Here is a 14,755-nt window from a genome sequence, read left to right as displayed (position 1 = left end):
TTGGCATAATTCAGATGGGCTTTGGTCTTACTACCTGCATTACCAACTAAAAAGGCTATCGTTTTAGGATTACCTATTTTGGAATGTTTGGGTAGGTAATAAGGAACGTTCAGGTGATTGGAATCCGATTGTATGTGAATGGCAAAAAAGGAGCGGCGAATAATATAAAGATGAAAAATCATATAAAAGTGGGAGGCAAGCTTCTCCAGACTACCAAGAGTTATAACCAGCTTAAACAGAAGCAGAAAGATAAGATTGCACAATGGATGTATGAGGAGACTAGAAAGTTTCACGAACAGACAGGTGAATTTCCAACTGCTAAGACAGATGATGCTGTGATTGCAGCAGTTTATGATCATATTGAAGCCGCTGATATTTGGATACCATATGGGGAGATTGCGTCAAGATACCAGGGCAAACGTGCGAAGATCTGCGAACGAATTCAGAAGGAGGATACTCTTCGTAAGCATCCGCCAGATACTGTGATTTTCATGAACATGTGCATGGTCTGCCGTGGAAACGAAGTGCTTGCACTGGATAAGGTAAATAACACTTATACCGGAACAACGTTTCCAGGCGGACATGTAGAGACTAGGTAAACATTTCATGATGCCGTTGTGCGTGAAATATTGGAAGAGACCGGCCTGCGCATCAAGAATCCTGTGTTGAAAGGAATCTATCACTGGTATCGGGACGGATTCCATAACGTTGGATATCTTTACCGGGCAGATCAATTTGAAGGAGAATTGAAAAGCTCGGAAGAGGGCAGAGTTTACTGGATTCCACGAGAAGAATATGAACAGAAGGAACTAGCTGTCGGAATGCATCGCGTTTTAATGATTATGGATAGTGATGAATTTTCAGAGTGCTTCATGGATGTAAAAGAAGACGGCTCAATCGAAGAGCATATGTTTTGAAATTTCATAATACATAATATAAGAAACTTTATAAGAGAATTACCCAAACCCTTGAAAATGCAACGTTTTCAAGGGTTTTTATATCATATAACCATTTTGCAGGGCAGTTTGTAAAGGACTGATTTTAATGTAAGGTTGACATTACACACACCACAGTATATAATATATGTAAGGTTAACATTACAAAGGGGGAAATATGAGGAACAGAGTCAGAGAACTGAGAGAGAAACGGGGGATGACCCAGGAAAATCTTGGAGAGCTGGTTGGAGCATCCAGGCAGGCCATAAATGCTATTGAGACAGAGAAGTGTGAGCCTTCCATCTGGCTGGCCTATGATATTTCACGTATATTTGAATGTACCATTGAAGAAGTTTTTTTATTTGAGGAAAGTGAAAGAAAATCAAGGGCTGACAGCAGCAGGAGGGAAAAAGATGGCAGTAAGAAAGATTCGTCTGTTTGACGATAAGATGTTGAGGAAAAGATGTAAGGAAGTAGAAACCATAGATGACCATGTCCTGGAACTTCTGGATGACATGATGGATACTCTCCATGATACTGAAAATGGGGCGGCATTGGCTGCTAATCAGGTGGGGATATTAAAGCGGCTGGTTGTGGTAGATTATGGGGAATACTGCCTGAAACTGGTGAATCCCAGGATAGTAGAAAGCAGCGGGGAGCAGGAGTGTATAGAGGCATGCTTAAGCTTTCCGGGAAAGATGGGAAAGACAGTCAGACCCCAGACGGTCACAGTCAGTGCGCTGAACGAAAGGGGGGAAGAAGTCCTCATAACGAGGGAGGGGATTATGGCAAAGTGCTTCTGCCATGAGCTGGAACATCTGGATGGGGTGGTATTTCTGGATCATGCTGTTGAGATTGAATTGCCTCTGAAGGAGGAAAAGTAGGTCCTGGATAAAGAGGAAAAAAGCCTTGACATACTCCAGGGGTCTGGTATAATGATCTTCAACAAACACAGACAACAGCGTAGACGAGGAGGAGTACATGTTATTCCGGATGCACAGAGAGAAGATGACTGGTGAAAATCTTCGTGAAGGGAACATGGAAGTAGCCTTTGAGCTTTGGATTGAAAGAAGAATGACTTCAAGTAGACTCCAACGGAGATTTCCACCGTTATCAAGGAAAGCGGTATCGGACTATTCTTACATGATAGTACCCGTATCGTTATGAGTGCAGAATAATATTCTGAATTCAGGTGGTACCACGGACAAATCAGCCCGCCCTGAGCTAAATTTAGCTCAGGGCGTTTTATATTCTACAGGCAACGAAGTTTCCTACAGAATAAAACCCTCCGGGAGGAGGCAGGGCTGCACGCGGAACAAAAAATATACTTTCGCTATGTCTGTTTTGTATTTCAATATAATACAATTGGAGGTATGAACATGAATCAGAAGTATGATTTTAAAAGAACAGAAAGGGAGATGCAAAAGTTCTGGGAAGAAAATGAAATATATAAGTTCCAGAATGGAAGGGAGAAGAAAATATTTTCAATAGATACACCGCCGCCCACTGTAAGCGGTTCTCTGCATATAGGCCATGTATTTTCCTATACTCAGGCGGAAATGATAGCGCGTTTTAAACGAATGCAGGGGTATGATGTCTTTTATCCGTTTGGTTTTGACGATAACGGTCTGCCTACAGAGCGGCTGGTTGAAAAGGAAAGAAAGATCCATGCCAGGGATATTCCGGGGAAAGAATTTAGGCGGCAGTGTATGGAGACTGTGGAAGGGTATGAAGCGGATTTCAGGGAAATGTGGAAGAGTCTGGGCTTTTCTGTTGACTGGGATCTGGAATATCATACGGTTTCAGAAGAGTCACGGAAGATCTCACAGAAATTGTTTCTGGAGCTTGTTAAGAAGGGAAAAGCCTATATGAAAGAGTCCCCAGTGTTATGGTGCACGCAGTGCCAGACGTCCATAGCACAGGCGGAGCTGGAGACTAAGGAGAGTGAATCGTGCTTTTACTATCTGGTATTTGATGCGGGGGAGAAAATACTGCCTGTGGCTACTACAAGGCCGGAATTGCTGCCCGGCTGTGCCTGTGTACTGGTACACCCGGCAGATAAGAGATATAAAAAATATGTGGGAAGGAAGGTAAAGGTACCCCTTTATGGATTTGAGATACCTGTACTTGAAGATGATGGAGTTAGTATGGAAAAGGGGACAGGGGCTGTTATGTGTGCCACATTCGGGGATTCCACAGATGCAGAGTGGTATGAAAAGTTTAGCCTCCCTTATAAGGAGGTAATCACGAAGGATGGCAGAATAGCAGAGCACATTCCCTTTACAGGAGGGATGAAAACTGCACAGGCCAGAAGGGCCGTTGCCCTGGAACTGGAGAGCAGGGGGCTCATTATAAAAAAGGAAGAACTGATACATGCTGTGGCAGTGCATGAGCGGTGCGGGACAGATGTAGAAATTATTCCGTCCAGGCAGTGGTATATTGATATCCTGACAGAGAAAGAACGCTTTATAAAAGCTGCGGATGAGATCAGATGGCATCCGGCCCGGATGAAAAGCAGATATCTGGACTGGGTACAGAACTTAAAGTGGGACTGGTGTATTTCCAGACAGCGCTATTTTGGAGTTCCATTTCCTGTATGGTATTGTGCAGAATGTAAAAAGCCCATCTTAGCAGATCCCTGCCAGCTGCCTGTGGATCCAGAGAAAGACAGGCCTCTGTCTTCATGCAGCTGCGGCTGTACGGAAGTTATACCGGAAAGAGCGGTTTTTGATACATGGGCCACATCCTCCATCTCGCCGCTGATAAATGCCAGATACGGGGAGGAGGGAGACAGGAGCCGGCAGATACTTCCTATGGGAATGCGTCATCAGGCACACGAAATTATCCGCACCTGGGCTTTCTATACGATTGTAAGGAGTCTCTACCATACGGGGGAGATACCATGGAAGGACATTATGGTCAGCGGATTTGTGCTTGCAAAGCCTGGGGAGAAAATAAGCAAATCAAAGAATAATGCCTCGAGTTCCCCGATGGAGCTGATAGAAATGCATTCAGCGGACGCCATAAGGTACTGGGCGGCGAATGCCAGGCTGGGAACAGATACATTTTTCAGTGAGGATGAGCTGAAAGCATCGAAAAGATTTATAAACAAGCTATACAATGCCGCTAAATTTTCAATGGCACAGCTGGGGGATTTTGAATTGACCGGAGATCCGGCGGCCTGCCTGCTTCCGGTTGACAGGTGGATACTGCAGAGAGTGAATGAAACGTCTATAAAGACGGGAAAGCTGCTGGAAGAATACGAGGCTGGACAGGCGAGGCATGAGCTGGATGAATTATTCTGGAAAGATTTCTGTGACTATTATATTGAAATTGTAAAAGAAAGGCTTTATCAGCCAGGAAAACACGGGGCAGACAGGCGCAGGTCAGGACAATATGCCCTATATAGCAGCCTGTTGGAAATAATGAAGATGTATTCAGTCTTTGTGCCCCATATTACAGAATATCTTTATCAGGAGTTTTTTAGAAAATTTGAACCTGAACTGTCTATCCATCAGAAACTGTGGAAAAGAGCAGAGGGAAGGGAAGAAGATATCCTGGCGTTTGGTATGCATATGAAAGATCTGATCAGCAGTGTCAGGAGATATAAGACAGAGCATGGGATGTCAATGAAGGACAAGATAGGCAGACTGCAGATCAGATGTCCGGAGTGGATGACAGGGTATTACAGGGAGACAGAGCAGGACCTGTCAGCATGTACAGGAGCCACGGAGATCATATATACCGTACAGTGACAAGGCATATGTAAAATTTCACTATAGTCAAGCATTTGCTGAAATGATATAATGTGATAGACACTATATTGCGAAGCGGCAATTGCGGCGGCAGTGCACAGTTGCATAAAAAGAATGATTGGACTACAGATAAAATGACACAGATAAAGAGATTAATCCATACAAATAAATTAGTAATAGGCATTCTGGCCCATGTGGACGCAGGGAAGACTACTCTGGCCGAGAGTATCCTCTATCTGCGGGGAGAGATAAGGAAGCCGGGCAGGGTAGATCATGGAAATGCCTTTCTGGACACATATGAGCTGGAGAGATCCAGAGGGATCACTATTTTTTCAAAGCAGGCTGAGGCAGTTCTGGGGGAGAAGTCAGTGACCCTGCTGGATACTCCGGGACATGTGGATTTTTCTGCCGAAATGGAAAGGACACTGCAGGTCCTTGATTATGCAGTGCTTGTCATCAGCGGGGCAGATGGAGTGCAGGGACATGTGGAAACGCTGTGGAGGCTGCTCCGGCGTTACAGCATCCCTGTATTTTTATTTATTAATAAAATGGATCAGCCCGGCTGTGTCCGGGAAAAGCTGCTGGATGAATTGAAAGTGCGGCTGGACGAGAGATGCGTGGAGTTCGGAGCAGATGATTCAGATGAAAGCTTTATGGAAAACCTGGCCATGTGCGATGAGAAAGCGCTGGAGGCATATCTGGAAAAGGGCAGCATCAGCAGGGAAGAGACAGTGGAATTGATCCGCGCAAGGAAAGTATTTCCGTGTTATTTTGGCTCTGCCCTGAAGGTGGAGGGGGTAGAAGAATTTCTTCAGGGGCTTGATAAGTATACAGGCAGCAGTGTGTATCAGGAGGAATTTGGCGCAAAAATATATAAAATATCCAGGGATGCCCAGGGAAACAGGCTTACCCATATGAAGATAACAGGGGGAGCCCTGAAGGTAAAGATGCAGCTTTCAGGCAGCAGGGAGGAGAAGGCTGATCAGATACGTATTTATTCAGGCGCCTCATTCCGGTCTGTGAAAGAGGCTCCTGCGGGGACGATCTGTGCGGTTACGGGGCTGGATAGTACGTTTTCAGGGGAGGGGATTGGAATTGAGGAGGCATCTGAGCTTCCCGTCCTGGAGCCTGTCCTGACATATCAGATCCAGCTTCCTGAAGACTGTGATGTACATGGTATGTTTTTGAAGCTGTGCCAGCTGGAGGAAGAAGAGCCGCAGCTCCATATTGTGTGGAATGAGCAGCTTCAGGAGATACATGCCCAGGTGATGGGGGAGGTGCAGATAGAGATCCTCAAGAGCATGATACAGGAGCGGTTTGGGGTAAAGGTTGAATTTGGCTCAGGAAGTATTGTGTATAAAGAGACCATACTGGAACCGGTGGAGGGTGTGGGACATTTTGAACCGCTGCGCCATTATGCGGAGGTGCATCTGCTGCTGGAACCTCTGGAGGCAGGCAGCGGCCTGCAGTTTGCCACTGCCTGCAGTGAAGATATCCTGGACGGGAACTGGCAGAGGCTGGTACTCACCCATCTGGAAGAGAAACGCCATCCGGGGGTGCTGACAGGGGCGGAGATCACAGATATGCGGATCACTCTGCTGACAGGCAGATCCCATCTGAAGCATACTGAAGGCGGGGATTTCCGTCAGGCTACCTACAGAGCGGTGCGTCAGGGACTGAAGATGGGGAAGTGCATCCTGCTGGAGCCAGTGTATGAATTCAGGCTGGAAGTGCCTTCAGACAAAATGGGGAGGGCAATTTCAGACATCCAGAAGATGTACGGAAGTTTTAAGAATCCTCAGATAGATGGGGAGATGACTGTCATCACCGGCAGGGCGCCAGCAGAAAGAATGCAGGGCTACCAGAGGGAGGTCACTGCATATACGAGCGGCAGAGGAAGATTATCCTGTTCTCTGGCGGGGTATGAGCCCTGCCATAATGCAGAAGAGGTAATAGAGGCGGCAGGTTACGATTCTGAGAAAGATCTGGAGAATCCTACAGGGTCTGTATTCTGCGCCCGCGGGGCAGGGTTTGTAGTCAGCTGGGACAAGGTGCGTGATTATATGCACCTTGAGAGTGTTTTAAAGAATGATATCATGAGACAGCGTGAAGAAGAGGTGCAGCAGATCAGGGAAAGAAGGGATACAGAGAATCAGGACAGATGGGCAGACCCAAAGGAGCTGGAAGAGATATTCGAGAGAACATACGGGCCTGTAAAGAGGGAGCGCAACCGGTTTAACCGGGGAGGGACAGCGGGGAGAAGAGCGGCTGAGAATATCCAGAGCAGCGCTGTCCACAGACCCAAAACCAGAGAAAGATCAGAGGAATATCTTCTGGTGGACGGATATAATATTATTTTTGCCTGGGAAGATCTGCGGGAGCTGGCAGAAGTGAATATTGAGGGCGCCAGAAATAAGCTTATGGATGTCCTTTGTAATTATCAGGGATTTAAGAAGATGACCCTTATCCTGGTGTTTGATGCTTACAAAGTGCCGGGAAATAAGGGAGATGTCCAGAAGTACCACAATATATTTGTTGTCTACACGAAAGAGGCGGAGACTGCTGACCAGTACATCGAAAAGGCTGTGCACGAGATTGGAAGGAAGCATCATGTTACAGTGGCTACTTCTGATGCTTTAGAGCAGGTCATCATACTGGGACAGGGCGCTGACAGGATGTCGGCCCAGGGTCTGAAGGATGAGGTAGAGCTGGTCAGAAAAGAGATCCGCAGCGAATATCTGGAAAAGCAGAAGAGCAGCAAGAATTATTTATTTGAGAATCTGCCGGAAGACATGGCCAGGCATATGGAAGATGTGAGGCTGGGGTACACAGATTTTGACAAGGAGTGAGAGAGATATATGGGGTATGAGATTAGAACTTTATCAGTTCTGGATGACAGGCAGAAAGCAGAGATAGAGGCTCTCGAAGACCAGATCTATGGGGAGGAAGTGCTTCAGAACAGAATATGGCTGTCATCAGAACTGAATTTTGACAGGAAACTGGACTGTTTTTTTATGGGATATGAGGATGGCTTGCTTGTATCTTTCCTGAATTTGTTCATGCCGGATAAACGGGAGGGAGAGGTGACAGGCTTTACCAGGACCGGCAGCCGCGGCAGAGGGTATTTTACGGCATTGCTGGACCGGGCCGGGGAAGTGCTGCGGTCAGCCGGAGTGCCGGACTTTCTGTTCGCGGTTGAGCCGGCCAGCCCGGCAGGAATGAAGTACTTGCAGGGGCTGGGGACGGCAGAACACAGCCATACAGAATATACCATGGAGTGCGGGCCTTCTTACGCCCCTCTTGGCGAGGGGATCATACTGAAGCAGCTGTCAGAAGAAAATACTGCGGATTTTATGTCTGTAGCAGAGGAGGAATATGGCAGTGACGGAGGGGGAGCAGCAGCCATATTGGCTTCAGAGACACGTGAGGGATATATTCTCTATGACGGCAGTGAGCCGGCGGCAATATTTAATCTGGAGTATGGCGAGAATATCTATCTGTGCGGCGTTGTAGTAAAGAAGGCCATGCGGGGGCTGGGGTACGGCAGCCAGGCGGTGCGGGCAGCTCTGAATATGGCAGAGGAGCAGAAAAAGAAGGTTGTGCTGGATGTGGACAGTAAAAATCCGCCGGCGCTGAATTTGTACAGAAAGTATGGATTTGCTCCTGTTTTTGAGGTGAGGTATTTCAGACAGAGATTACAGCGGGGATCAGAGGAGGGAAGGCAGGAGTGCTGAAGAAAAAATGGAATGGCCAGATGTCTGAGTCACTGCTGCTAGCAGTATTCCTCACGCTGGCCGGAGGTTTTCAGGACGCTTATTCTTATAATTGCCGGGGGCATGTGTTTGCAAATGCGCAGACAGGGAATATCGTGCTGCTGGGACAGAATCTGGCCCAGGGAAACTTGCTGAATGCCGCCCACTATCTGTTGCCTCTTCTGGCGTTCCTCCTGGGAGTCTATGTCACAGGCTGGGTCAGGCACCGCTGCAGGGAATACGAGAGGATACACTGGAGGCAGATCGTGCTGGCGGCGGAGATTATTCTGCTTATCACAGTGGGTTTTATGCCCCAGTCCCTTAATATGGCTGCTAATGTGCTGATGTCATTTGCGTGTGCCATGCAGGTGGAGAGCTTCAGGAAATTCAGGGGCCTTCCGTGTGCAACGACTATGTGTATAGGGAATATGAGGAATGCCACAGAATTGTTGTGCAGATACCATATTACAAAAGACAGGGAGCTGAAACGGAAAAGCCTTCATTACTATTTTGTGATCCTTGTTTTTGCAGCAGGCGCCGCGATAGGAGCGCTTGTTACACCAGGCATGGGAGAGCGTGCTATATGGATAGCAGCGGCCGCGCTGATGGGCGGATTTGCCCTGATGTTTATAAAAGAAGAGGTTTCAGGTGGAGAACAGCTCCAATAGGCCATATGCCATCATTTAACAGGAATATAAAGATCTATCCTGGATTCAGGATGGTCGTAGCCCAGGAAGCGTTCATCGTAGAGTTCAAAATCCTCCCTGAAGTCAAGCTCCTCCTGAGCAGATAAAAACCAGGTTCCCCAGATATATTCAAATGTCTCAGAAAGTCTGGAGAGGCTGCCCTTATGGGTAAAAACGGCATAACGCCCTCCTTTCAGGATTTTTCCTGTAAAGGGGGGTTTTATATGTTCCAGGCTGGATACTTCAATACCTGCAATCTCGGAAAAATTCACGTCTTCATTCATATTTAGTAGGGTATTGCCTTCAGAGCAGGCCTCGCAGATACCAAAACCTCTGCCTCCCGGGATGGCATCAGGTATTTTATGAGATATGGAGTTGAATTCTGCCCATAGCCCGGGCAGTACATTATCCCTGAGCGTAGTCTGGCCCCTCAGGCCGGCTACTTTTATATCAGGCAGAGTGGTAAGCACAGGCTGTACAGTCAGGTTTTCGGCCAGATGGCTGAGTCGTTCCTCATCCAGCATGGGCTTTTTGCCGATAAACAGGTCAAGGCGGTTTCGCCTGTAAGCAGCAGGATTCATCATGTACAGGGATTTGAATGCCCTGCTGAAAGCTTCGCTTGATTCAAACCCCCATTTCAGGGCGATGTCCAGGATGCGTTCATCTGAGTAGATCAGATCTTTGGCAGCATTGGCAAGACGCCTTTTCCGGACATAGCTCCCTATGCTCTCACCCAGGACAGCCGAAAACTGCCGGGTGAGATGGTAGTAGGAGTAGCCGGCATAGCGGGCGGCTTCCTCAACACTGAAGGGTTCTGATAAGTGGTCTTCTATATAAATGATGGCATGTTCCAGAGCTTTTAAATAATTCACAATGTACTCCTGTGTGTAATGTACTGAAAGACAGACGGAGCTGCCTTTTCATTCGTGATAGTTACGGGGTGTACGCCTTCCTCAAAAGGATCTGACATGGAATATGAATTCCAGCCATTTCCGGCGCTGCCGCCCCAGCATAAGTCTATTATACCATCAACAGGGTCAATTACCATGCTTTTTGTAGTTCCAAAAAATTCCTGATAATAGCGGCAGCACAGACCATCAGGATAATTTGAGAGAAGCATGGACTTTAGTGCAGCTTTAGAAATTTTTCCGGAAGCGTCCAGCGTCCTTTTAATATAGTCATATCTGACGGCGGAATGTTCCATGACAGCAGGTTCCAGAGCAGCCAGCTCAGGGATCACGGCGTGGTTTGTGGCATGGAGATATCTCTCTGTCTCCGGATCCAGCCTGTGAAATGCCAGGCGTCCGTCCAGAGTTTCTATAAGGATGGCACTGCCTGATTTGTCAGCGGCGATCAGGTTCAGGTTGTAGGCAACAGGCATGTCCCGGACCATATCAAGAGCTTCATCTATATTCCGGCAGTTTTCAAGAAGGGTGCGGATGACAGCCCAGTACTGCAGCCCCTCTATTGCAGGCCGGCGCATATATTCAGGAGCGCCGACGGGAAAACCGCAGGAACTCATAGTGATGGCCAGGCCTGCTTCATTAAAGCCGTCCTCCCTGCCGAAATTCAGCACGCTTGTCCCTATATGGGTATATTTTCCGTCAACACTTGTCCTGGCAAGAATGAAGTCTTCTGCTTCATTGCTGAACTCATAGTTCCTGGCCAGCAGGATATGCCCATTTTCTGTCATCTGTGGATGGATCACCATGTGGCTGCAGTTTGGCCGCAGGAAGGTCATGGCAAAATATACAATCTGCTCCGGCGCAGCTTTCAGAGCATCTGCAAATCCGGCCAGCTCTTCATTGAGTCCGGGGCAGAAGCGTCCAAATAGTGACTGTGCCCTCTTTACTTCTTCAGAATCAAATCCTTTAAAGCCTGCGGTATGGATTTCCTTCATGGCAGGTATGGCTGAGATAGCCATTCCCTGGGCATATCCGATATCATAGCTTTTTCCTTTTAATTCAATAGTGTGTGCCTGGATCGTTTTATTTGTCTGCATTTTCATCTCTCCTGTCTGCCGGTGCGGCGTCTTTGACTACAGTTTAGCAGGATCAGGAGACAGATTCATGATAATTCCTGCTGAAAGTGAATTCCCACAGCTGCTGATTACTGAGTGAGCCGTAACATCTTATGTCTCGATTTTCTTTCCCAATATAGACGGAGCAGAACAACTGTAATATAATGGTAAAGTAATGGTCGAAAAATATAAACCATAAAAGCCGGCGCTCCATGATAATTGTACTGGAGCCTGTTTGAAAAATCATTCCCACAAACTGTGACGCTCATCACACGGAAAGCATTTTTCAAGCACGCCCTGGCAGATGAAAGGCTCTGGCCGGAGAAGACGGAGGAACAGAAATGGATTGCTTGCACTGTGAAAAGAAGGAGAAATTTGCAGGGCAGTTTAAGAGCTGCGGTGATATGCTATCTGCCATAGGAGACGAGACACGGCAGTCCATTATCCTGACATTGATAGAAAAGACGGGACGAAAAATTATTACTATCTGGATGGAGGGAGTGTCAGAATGAAGGAATTGATAGCCCTGTTTAAAAAGATGGAGACAGTCATGGAAAACTGCAGGATGCTTCAGAGCAGGCAGAACCCGGAGGGGTCCGCAGATGAGAAAGGAAGGAAAATATGAAAATAACAAAATTAAATAAGGTAGTTTTCAGTCCGACAGGAGGCACACAGAAGGCAGCTGACGCACTGGGGGAAGGCCTGGAATGGGAAAAAGAGGAGATAGATATTTCAGTGGAGGCACACAGCAGAGAATTCGGGCCTGATGAACTGGTGATGTTCGCAGTGCCTTCCTATGGCGGAAGAGTACCGGAACTGGCAGTCCAGAGGATAAAAGAACTGCGGGGCAGCCATACACCAGCTGTTCTTATAGTGTCATATGGAAACAGGGCATATGATGATACTTTGCTGGAATTAAGGCAGACAGTGGAAGATGCGGGATTTATAGCCGTGGCAGCAGCAGCGGCAGTGACTGAGCATTCTATCATGCACCAGTATGGGACAGGCAGACCGGATATGGCAGATCAGGAGGAACTGAAGAAGTTTGGTTCTGAGATCAGAAGGCGTCTGGAACAGATGGAAGTGCCAGTCAGTGTGGAGGTTCCCGGAAATACAGAGTACCGGGAGTATAAAGGTGTGCCTCTGAAGCCCTCCGCTGACAGAAAAAAGTGTACTGAGTGCGGCCTCTGTGCGTCAAGGTGCCCGGCACAGGCCATTCCCGCCGGGAACCCCAGTGAAACAGATACAAAGAAGTGTATCTCGTGTATGAGATGTATCAGTATCTGCCCGCAGCATGCCAGGTCCCTGAATAAGATCATGCTTGCGGCTGCATCCCAGTCGCTGAAGAAGGCATGTTCAGGACATAAAAAGAATGAATTTTTTTAGGAGAGAGAATGAAAACAGTATTTATCGATTATATGGGAACTATTGTTTCAGAAGAGAGCAGGTACGTAAACGAAGTGATCTACAGATGCCATAAACAGGCACATACTGAATCGCCGTCAGAGGTGGCGGCCGCCTGGTTCAGGCTGCATGACAGCCTTCTGGGAAAGTATTGCGGCCGGGATTTCAAGCCGGAGCATGACATTGCTGTTGAGACATTCGAAAGGATCATGGAGGAATACGGCTTTACAGACAGTGCGGACGAACTTTGTCATGGCCTGGAGATGCACTGGAAGTATTCGCCTGTATTTGACGATACAAAGGAATTCTTTGAGGAGTGTCCTCTTCCAATCTATCTTGTATCCAACAATGATGACAAGTATCTGGAGGAAGCTGTAAAACGGCTAAAGATCCATCCGGCCGGGATCATAACAAGTGAAAAGGCCGGGTACTATAAGCCTGACAGGAGGATATTCCAGGAAGCCCTGAAGATAAGCGGTTGTGCGCCTGAAGAGGTGGTTCATATAGGAGACTCCCTGGAAAGTGATGTAAAAGGTGCCATGTCAGCAGGCATCACGCCATGGCTGGTGGACAGGGACGGCAGGAAAGAAATAGAGGGTGTGAGAAGGTTTGGCAGTCTCCGGGAAGTGGTGAAGGAATTGAGAATAGGTTAATATCATAAAGTAAATGTTTTATGTCTGTGGATGCTGTGTTTAACAGCATCCATTTTTATTCTGCAGAAATCTGTTTATAACAGCCTTTGCTTCTGGAAATATATTCCAGGACAGGTTTGCTCATTGCAATTAATAAATATGCTTAATATAATATTTGACAGAGGAAAAGGAGGATAATACATGTATGAAAAAATGATATGCAGGGTAGGACATAATGAACTGAAAGCATTCGTTTCTTACCTGCGCGAACAGGAACGGGCAGAAGCTACTATATCAAAGTATCTCACGGACATGAATACATTTCTAAAATTTATTGGAGAAGATTCAGATGCAGACAGAAGGAAACTTCTGGATTACAAAGAATGGCTGAAAGAAAGATATGCAGTCAGCAGTGCAAATTCAATGATAGCGGCGCTCAACAGTTTTTTAGAATTCCAGGGCCTCTCGGTTATGAAAATTAAAAGCTTTAAGATACAGAAAAAAATGTTTCTTGAGAAAGAGATGACGAATAAGGAATACAGGAATCTGGTAGATTCAGCGCAAAAGAAGGGAAAACATCAGCTGGCCCTGATAATGGAATCGATTTGTGCCACAGGGATCAGGATATCAGAGCTTCGTTATATAACAATAGAAAGCCTGAAAAAGCGCAGAATTGAAGTGAATAATAAAGGAAAGGCAAGGATCATCCTGCTTCCGGACGTGCTTGTAAAAAAACTGCTTTATTTTGCAGGTAAAGAACGGATTGACTCAGGCCCGGTATTTGTAACAAAACAGGGAAATCCTAAAAACCGCAGCAATATATGGGCGGAAATGAAATCATTGTCTGAAGATACAGGTGTGGATGCTAAAAAAGTTTTCCCTCATAATTTACGTCATCTATTTGCACGTACCTTTTATCATGCCACAAAAAATCTGACAGCACTGGCAGATATTCTGGGGCACAGCAGTCTGGAAGTCACCAGGATATACACGGCAGACACTATGGCACAGTTCCAGGCAATTATAAACGGGCTGGGATTAATATCTGATTTGGGGCAGGTGCCCTGCTGAGTAAAGGATGTTGATGCAGAAAGGAGGAATTGAGAAGTGCAGAAAGGGACAAAAAAACAGGTATCTCTACCTGTACAACATAATAACAATTATGTGTTTTCGCCTTGCATTACATAATAACAATTATGTGTTTTCGCCTTGCATTACATAATAACAATTATGTGTTTTCGCCTTGTATTACATAATAACAATTATGTAGTATTACATTGCAAAAACATATCTGCATTAAATGTATAATACTATTGCTGGAAAAAAATGTCAATAGAAAAAGGCTAAATTTCCCCCCTCATGTAGTTTTAGGTCAATTTTTTTGTTTTTTAACATTAGTTGCACCAAATTTAAAAAATGTGCAGATATAAATTTTTAAATATAAATTGAAAGTACAGACAATTCTTTTTGAATTTTTGCAAAATTCTATTTTCTATCTAATCTTTTTAATAGATATTACCCTCACTTTGGCATATAGAATATCAGCCACAACATAATTGTTATTATGTAAT

At 46.2% G+C, this 14,755-nt stretch carries 13 protein-coding genes, 1 pseudogene and 1 other annotated feature; of the genes and pseudogenes, 12 read left to right on the top strand and 2 right to left on the bottom strand.

Going from position 1 to position 14,755, the window contains the following annotated elements:
* The first annotated feature begins 170 nt into the window (after positions 1-170).
* From NSB28_RS09510 to NSB28_RS09475, 8 genes and pseudogenes are all read left to right on the top strand, one after another.
* Positions 171-599, top strand: a complete 429-nt coding sequence (locus NSB28_RS09510; RefSeq protein ID WP_257497486.1) for an NUDIX hydrolase — start codon at positions 171-173, stop codon at positions 597-599.
* 15 nt (positions 600-614) lie between these two features.
* Positions 615-917 (top strand): annotated as a pseudogene (locus NSB28_RS09505) (NUDIX domain-containing protein); the annotation flags it as partial.
* A 196-nt stretch (positions 918-1,113) separates the two neighbouring features.
* On the top strand, positions 1,114-1,377 hold the full coding sequence (locus NSB28_RS09500; protein ID WP_109624998.1) for a helix-turn-helix transcriptional regulator: 264 nt from the start codon (positions 1,114-1,116) through the stop codon (positions 1,375-1,377).
* Entirely contained in the window at positions 1,349-1,819 is a 471-nt protein-coding gene (def, locus tag NSB28_RS09495) for a peptide deformylase (protein WP_109624997.1), read from the top strand. The genes NSB28_RS09500 and def overlap by 29 nt, the downstream gene beginning before the upstream one ends.
* A 71-nt stretch (positions 1,820-1,890) precedes the next feature.
* Positions 1,891-2,160 (top strand) — a binding site (T-box leader).
* 154 nt (positions 2,161-2,314) lie between these two features.
* Positions 2,315-4,690: a valine--tRNA ligase gene (locus tag NSB28_RS09490; RefSeq protein WP_109624995.1), complete on the top strand. Its 2,376-nt coding sequence runs from the start codon at positions 2,315-2,317 to the stop codon at positions 4,688-4,690.
* A gap of 134 nt (positions 4,691-4,824) precedes the next feature.
* Positions 4,825-7,539, top strand: coding sequence for a translation factor GTPase family protein (locus tag NSB28_RS09485; RefSeq protein WP_109625274.1), 2,715 nt, complete (start codon positions 4,825-4,827; stop codon positions 7,537-7,539).
* A gap of 9 nt (positions 7,540-7,548) precedes the next feature.
* Complete coding sequence (locus NSB28_RS09480) at positions 7,549-8,424, top strand: GNAT family N-acetyltransferase (RefSeq protein ID WP_109624994.1); 876 nt, start codon at positions 7,549-7,551, stop codon at positions 8,422-8,424.
* Between the two features lie 20 nt (positions 8,425-8,444).
* On the top strand, positions 8,445-9,110 hold the full coding sequence (locus NSB28_RS09475; RefSeq protein ID WP_109625273.1) for a YoaK family protein: 666 nt from the start codon (positions 8,445-8,447) through the stop codon (positions 9,108-9,110).
* An 11-nt stretch (positions 9,111-9,121) separates the two neighbouring features.
* On the opposite strand, the gene NSB28_RS09470 is transcribed toward NSB28_RS09475, so the two are convergent.
* Complete coding sequence (locus tag NSB28_RS09470) at positions 9,122-10,000, bottom strand: AraC family transcriptional regulator (RefSeq protein WP_109624993.1); 879 nt, start codon at positions 9,998-10,000, stop codon at positions 9,122-9,124.
* On the bottom strand, positions 9,997-11,130 hold the full coding sequence (locus NSB28_RS09465; RefSeq protein ID WP_109624992.1) for a C45 family autoproteolytic acyltransferase/hydolase: 1,134 nt from the start codon (positions 11,128-11,130) through the stop codon (positions 9,997-9,999). The genes NSB28_RS09470 and NSB28_RS09465 overlap by 4 nt, the downstream gene beginning before the upstream one ends.
* 359 nt (positions 11,131-11,489) lie before the next feature.
* Here NSB28_RS09465 and NSB28_RS09460 point away from each other — a divergent pair, with 359 nt between their 5' ends.
* The 4 genes from NSB28_RS09460 to NSB28_RS09445 all read left to right on the top strand — a co-directional run bounded on the left by NSB28_RS09460 (position 11,490) and on the right by NSB28_RS09445 (position 14,255).
* Positions 11,490-11,660 (top strand): hypothetical protein, encoded by a 171-nt coding sequence (locus NSB28_RS09460; protein ID WP_243134661.1) that lies wholly within the window; start codon positions 11,490-11,492, stop codon positions 11,658-11,660.
* 109 nt (positions 11,661-11,769) lie between these two features.
* Positions 11,770-12,534 carry an EFR1 family ferrodoxin gene (locus tag NSB28_RS09455; protein WP_109624991.1) on the top strand — a complete coding sequence of 255 codons (765 nt, stop codon included), beginning with the start codon at positions 11,770-11,772 and terminating at the stop codon, positions 12,532-12,534.
* A gap of 8 nt (positions 12,535-12,542) precedes the next feature.
* The gene (locus NSB28_RS09450; RefSeq protein ID WP_109624990.1) at positions 12,543-13,205 is read left to right on the top strand and encodes an HAD family hydrolase; all 663 of its coding nucleotides are present in this window, start codon (positions 12,543-12,545) and stop codon (positions 13,203-13,205) included.
* A gap of 180 nt (positions 13,206-13,385) precedes the next feature.
* Positions 13,386-14,255, top strand: coding sequence for a tyrosine-type recombinase/integrase (locus NSB28_RS09445; protein ID WP_257497484.1), 870 nt, complete (start codon positions 13,386-13,388; stop codon positions 14,253-14,255).
* The last annotated feature ends 500 nt before the right edge of the window (positions 14,256-14,755 follow it).

This window comes from Murimonas intestini (genome assembly GCF_024622195.1).
GTDB lineage: Bacteria > Bacillota > Clostridia > Lachnospirales > Lachnospiraceae > Murimonas > Murimonas intestini.
The sequence above is the reverse complement of the archived record's forward strand: the minus strand, read 5'-3'. Positions and strand labels throughout refer to the sequence as shown.

Excerpts from the sequence above, each read along its gene's own strand:
- NSB28_RS09510 (WP_257497486.1), top strand. The coding sequence starts at position 171 with ATGAAAAATCATATAAAAGTGGGAGGCAAGCTTCTCCAGACTACCAAG.
- NSB28_RS09500 (WP_109624998.1), top strand. The coding sequence starts at position 1,114 with ATGAGGAACAGAGTCAGAGAACTGAGAGAGAAACGGGGGATGACCCAG.
- def (WP_109624997.1), top strand. The coding sequence starts at position 1,349 with ATGGCAGTAAGAAAGATTCGTCTGTTTGACGATAAGATGTTGAGGAAA.
- NSB28_RS09490 (WP_109624995.1), top strand. The coding sequence starts at position 2,315 with ATGAATCAGAAGTATGATTTTAAAAGAACAGAAAGGGAGATGCAAAAG.
- NSB28_RS09485 (WP_109625274.1), top strand. The coding sequence starts at position 4,825 with ATGACACAGATAAAGAGATTAATCCATACAAATAAATTAGTAATAGGC.
- NSB28_RS09480 (WP_109624994.1), top strand. The coding sequence starts at position 7,549 with ATGGGGTATGAGATTAGAACTTTATCAGTTCTGGATGACAGGCAGAAA.
- NSB28_RS09475 (WP_109625273.1), top strand. The coding sequence starts at position 8,445 with ATGTCTGAGTCACTGCTGCTAGCAGTATTCCTCACGCTGGCCGGAGGT.
- NSB28_RS09465 (WP_109624992.1), bottom strand. The coding sequence starts at position 11,130 with ATGCAGACAAATAAAACGATCCAGGCACACACTATTGAATTAAAAGGA.
- NSB28_RS09460 (WP_243134661.1), top strand. The coding sequence starts at position 11,490 with ATGGATTGCTTGCACTGTGAAAAGAAGGAGAAATTTGCAGGGCAGTTT.
- NSB28_RS09455 (WP_109624991.1), top strand. The coding sequence starts at position 11,770 with ATGAAAATAACAAAATTAAATAAGGTAGTTTTCAGTCCGACAGGAGGC.
- NSB28_RS09450 (WP_109624990.1), top strand. The coding sequence starts at position 12,543 with ATGAAAACAGTATTTATCGATTATATGGGAACTATTGTTTCAGAAGAG.
- NSB28_RS09445 (WP_257497484.1), top strand. The coding sequence starts at position 13,386 with ATGTATGAAAAAATGATATGCAGGGTAGGACATAATGAACTGAAAGCA.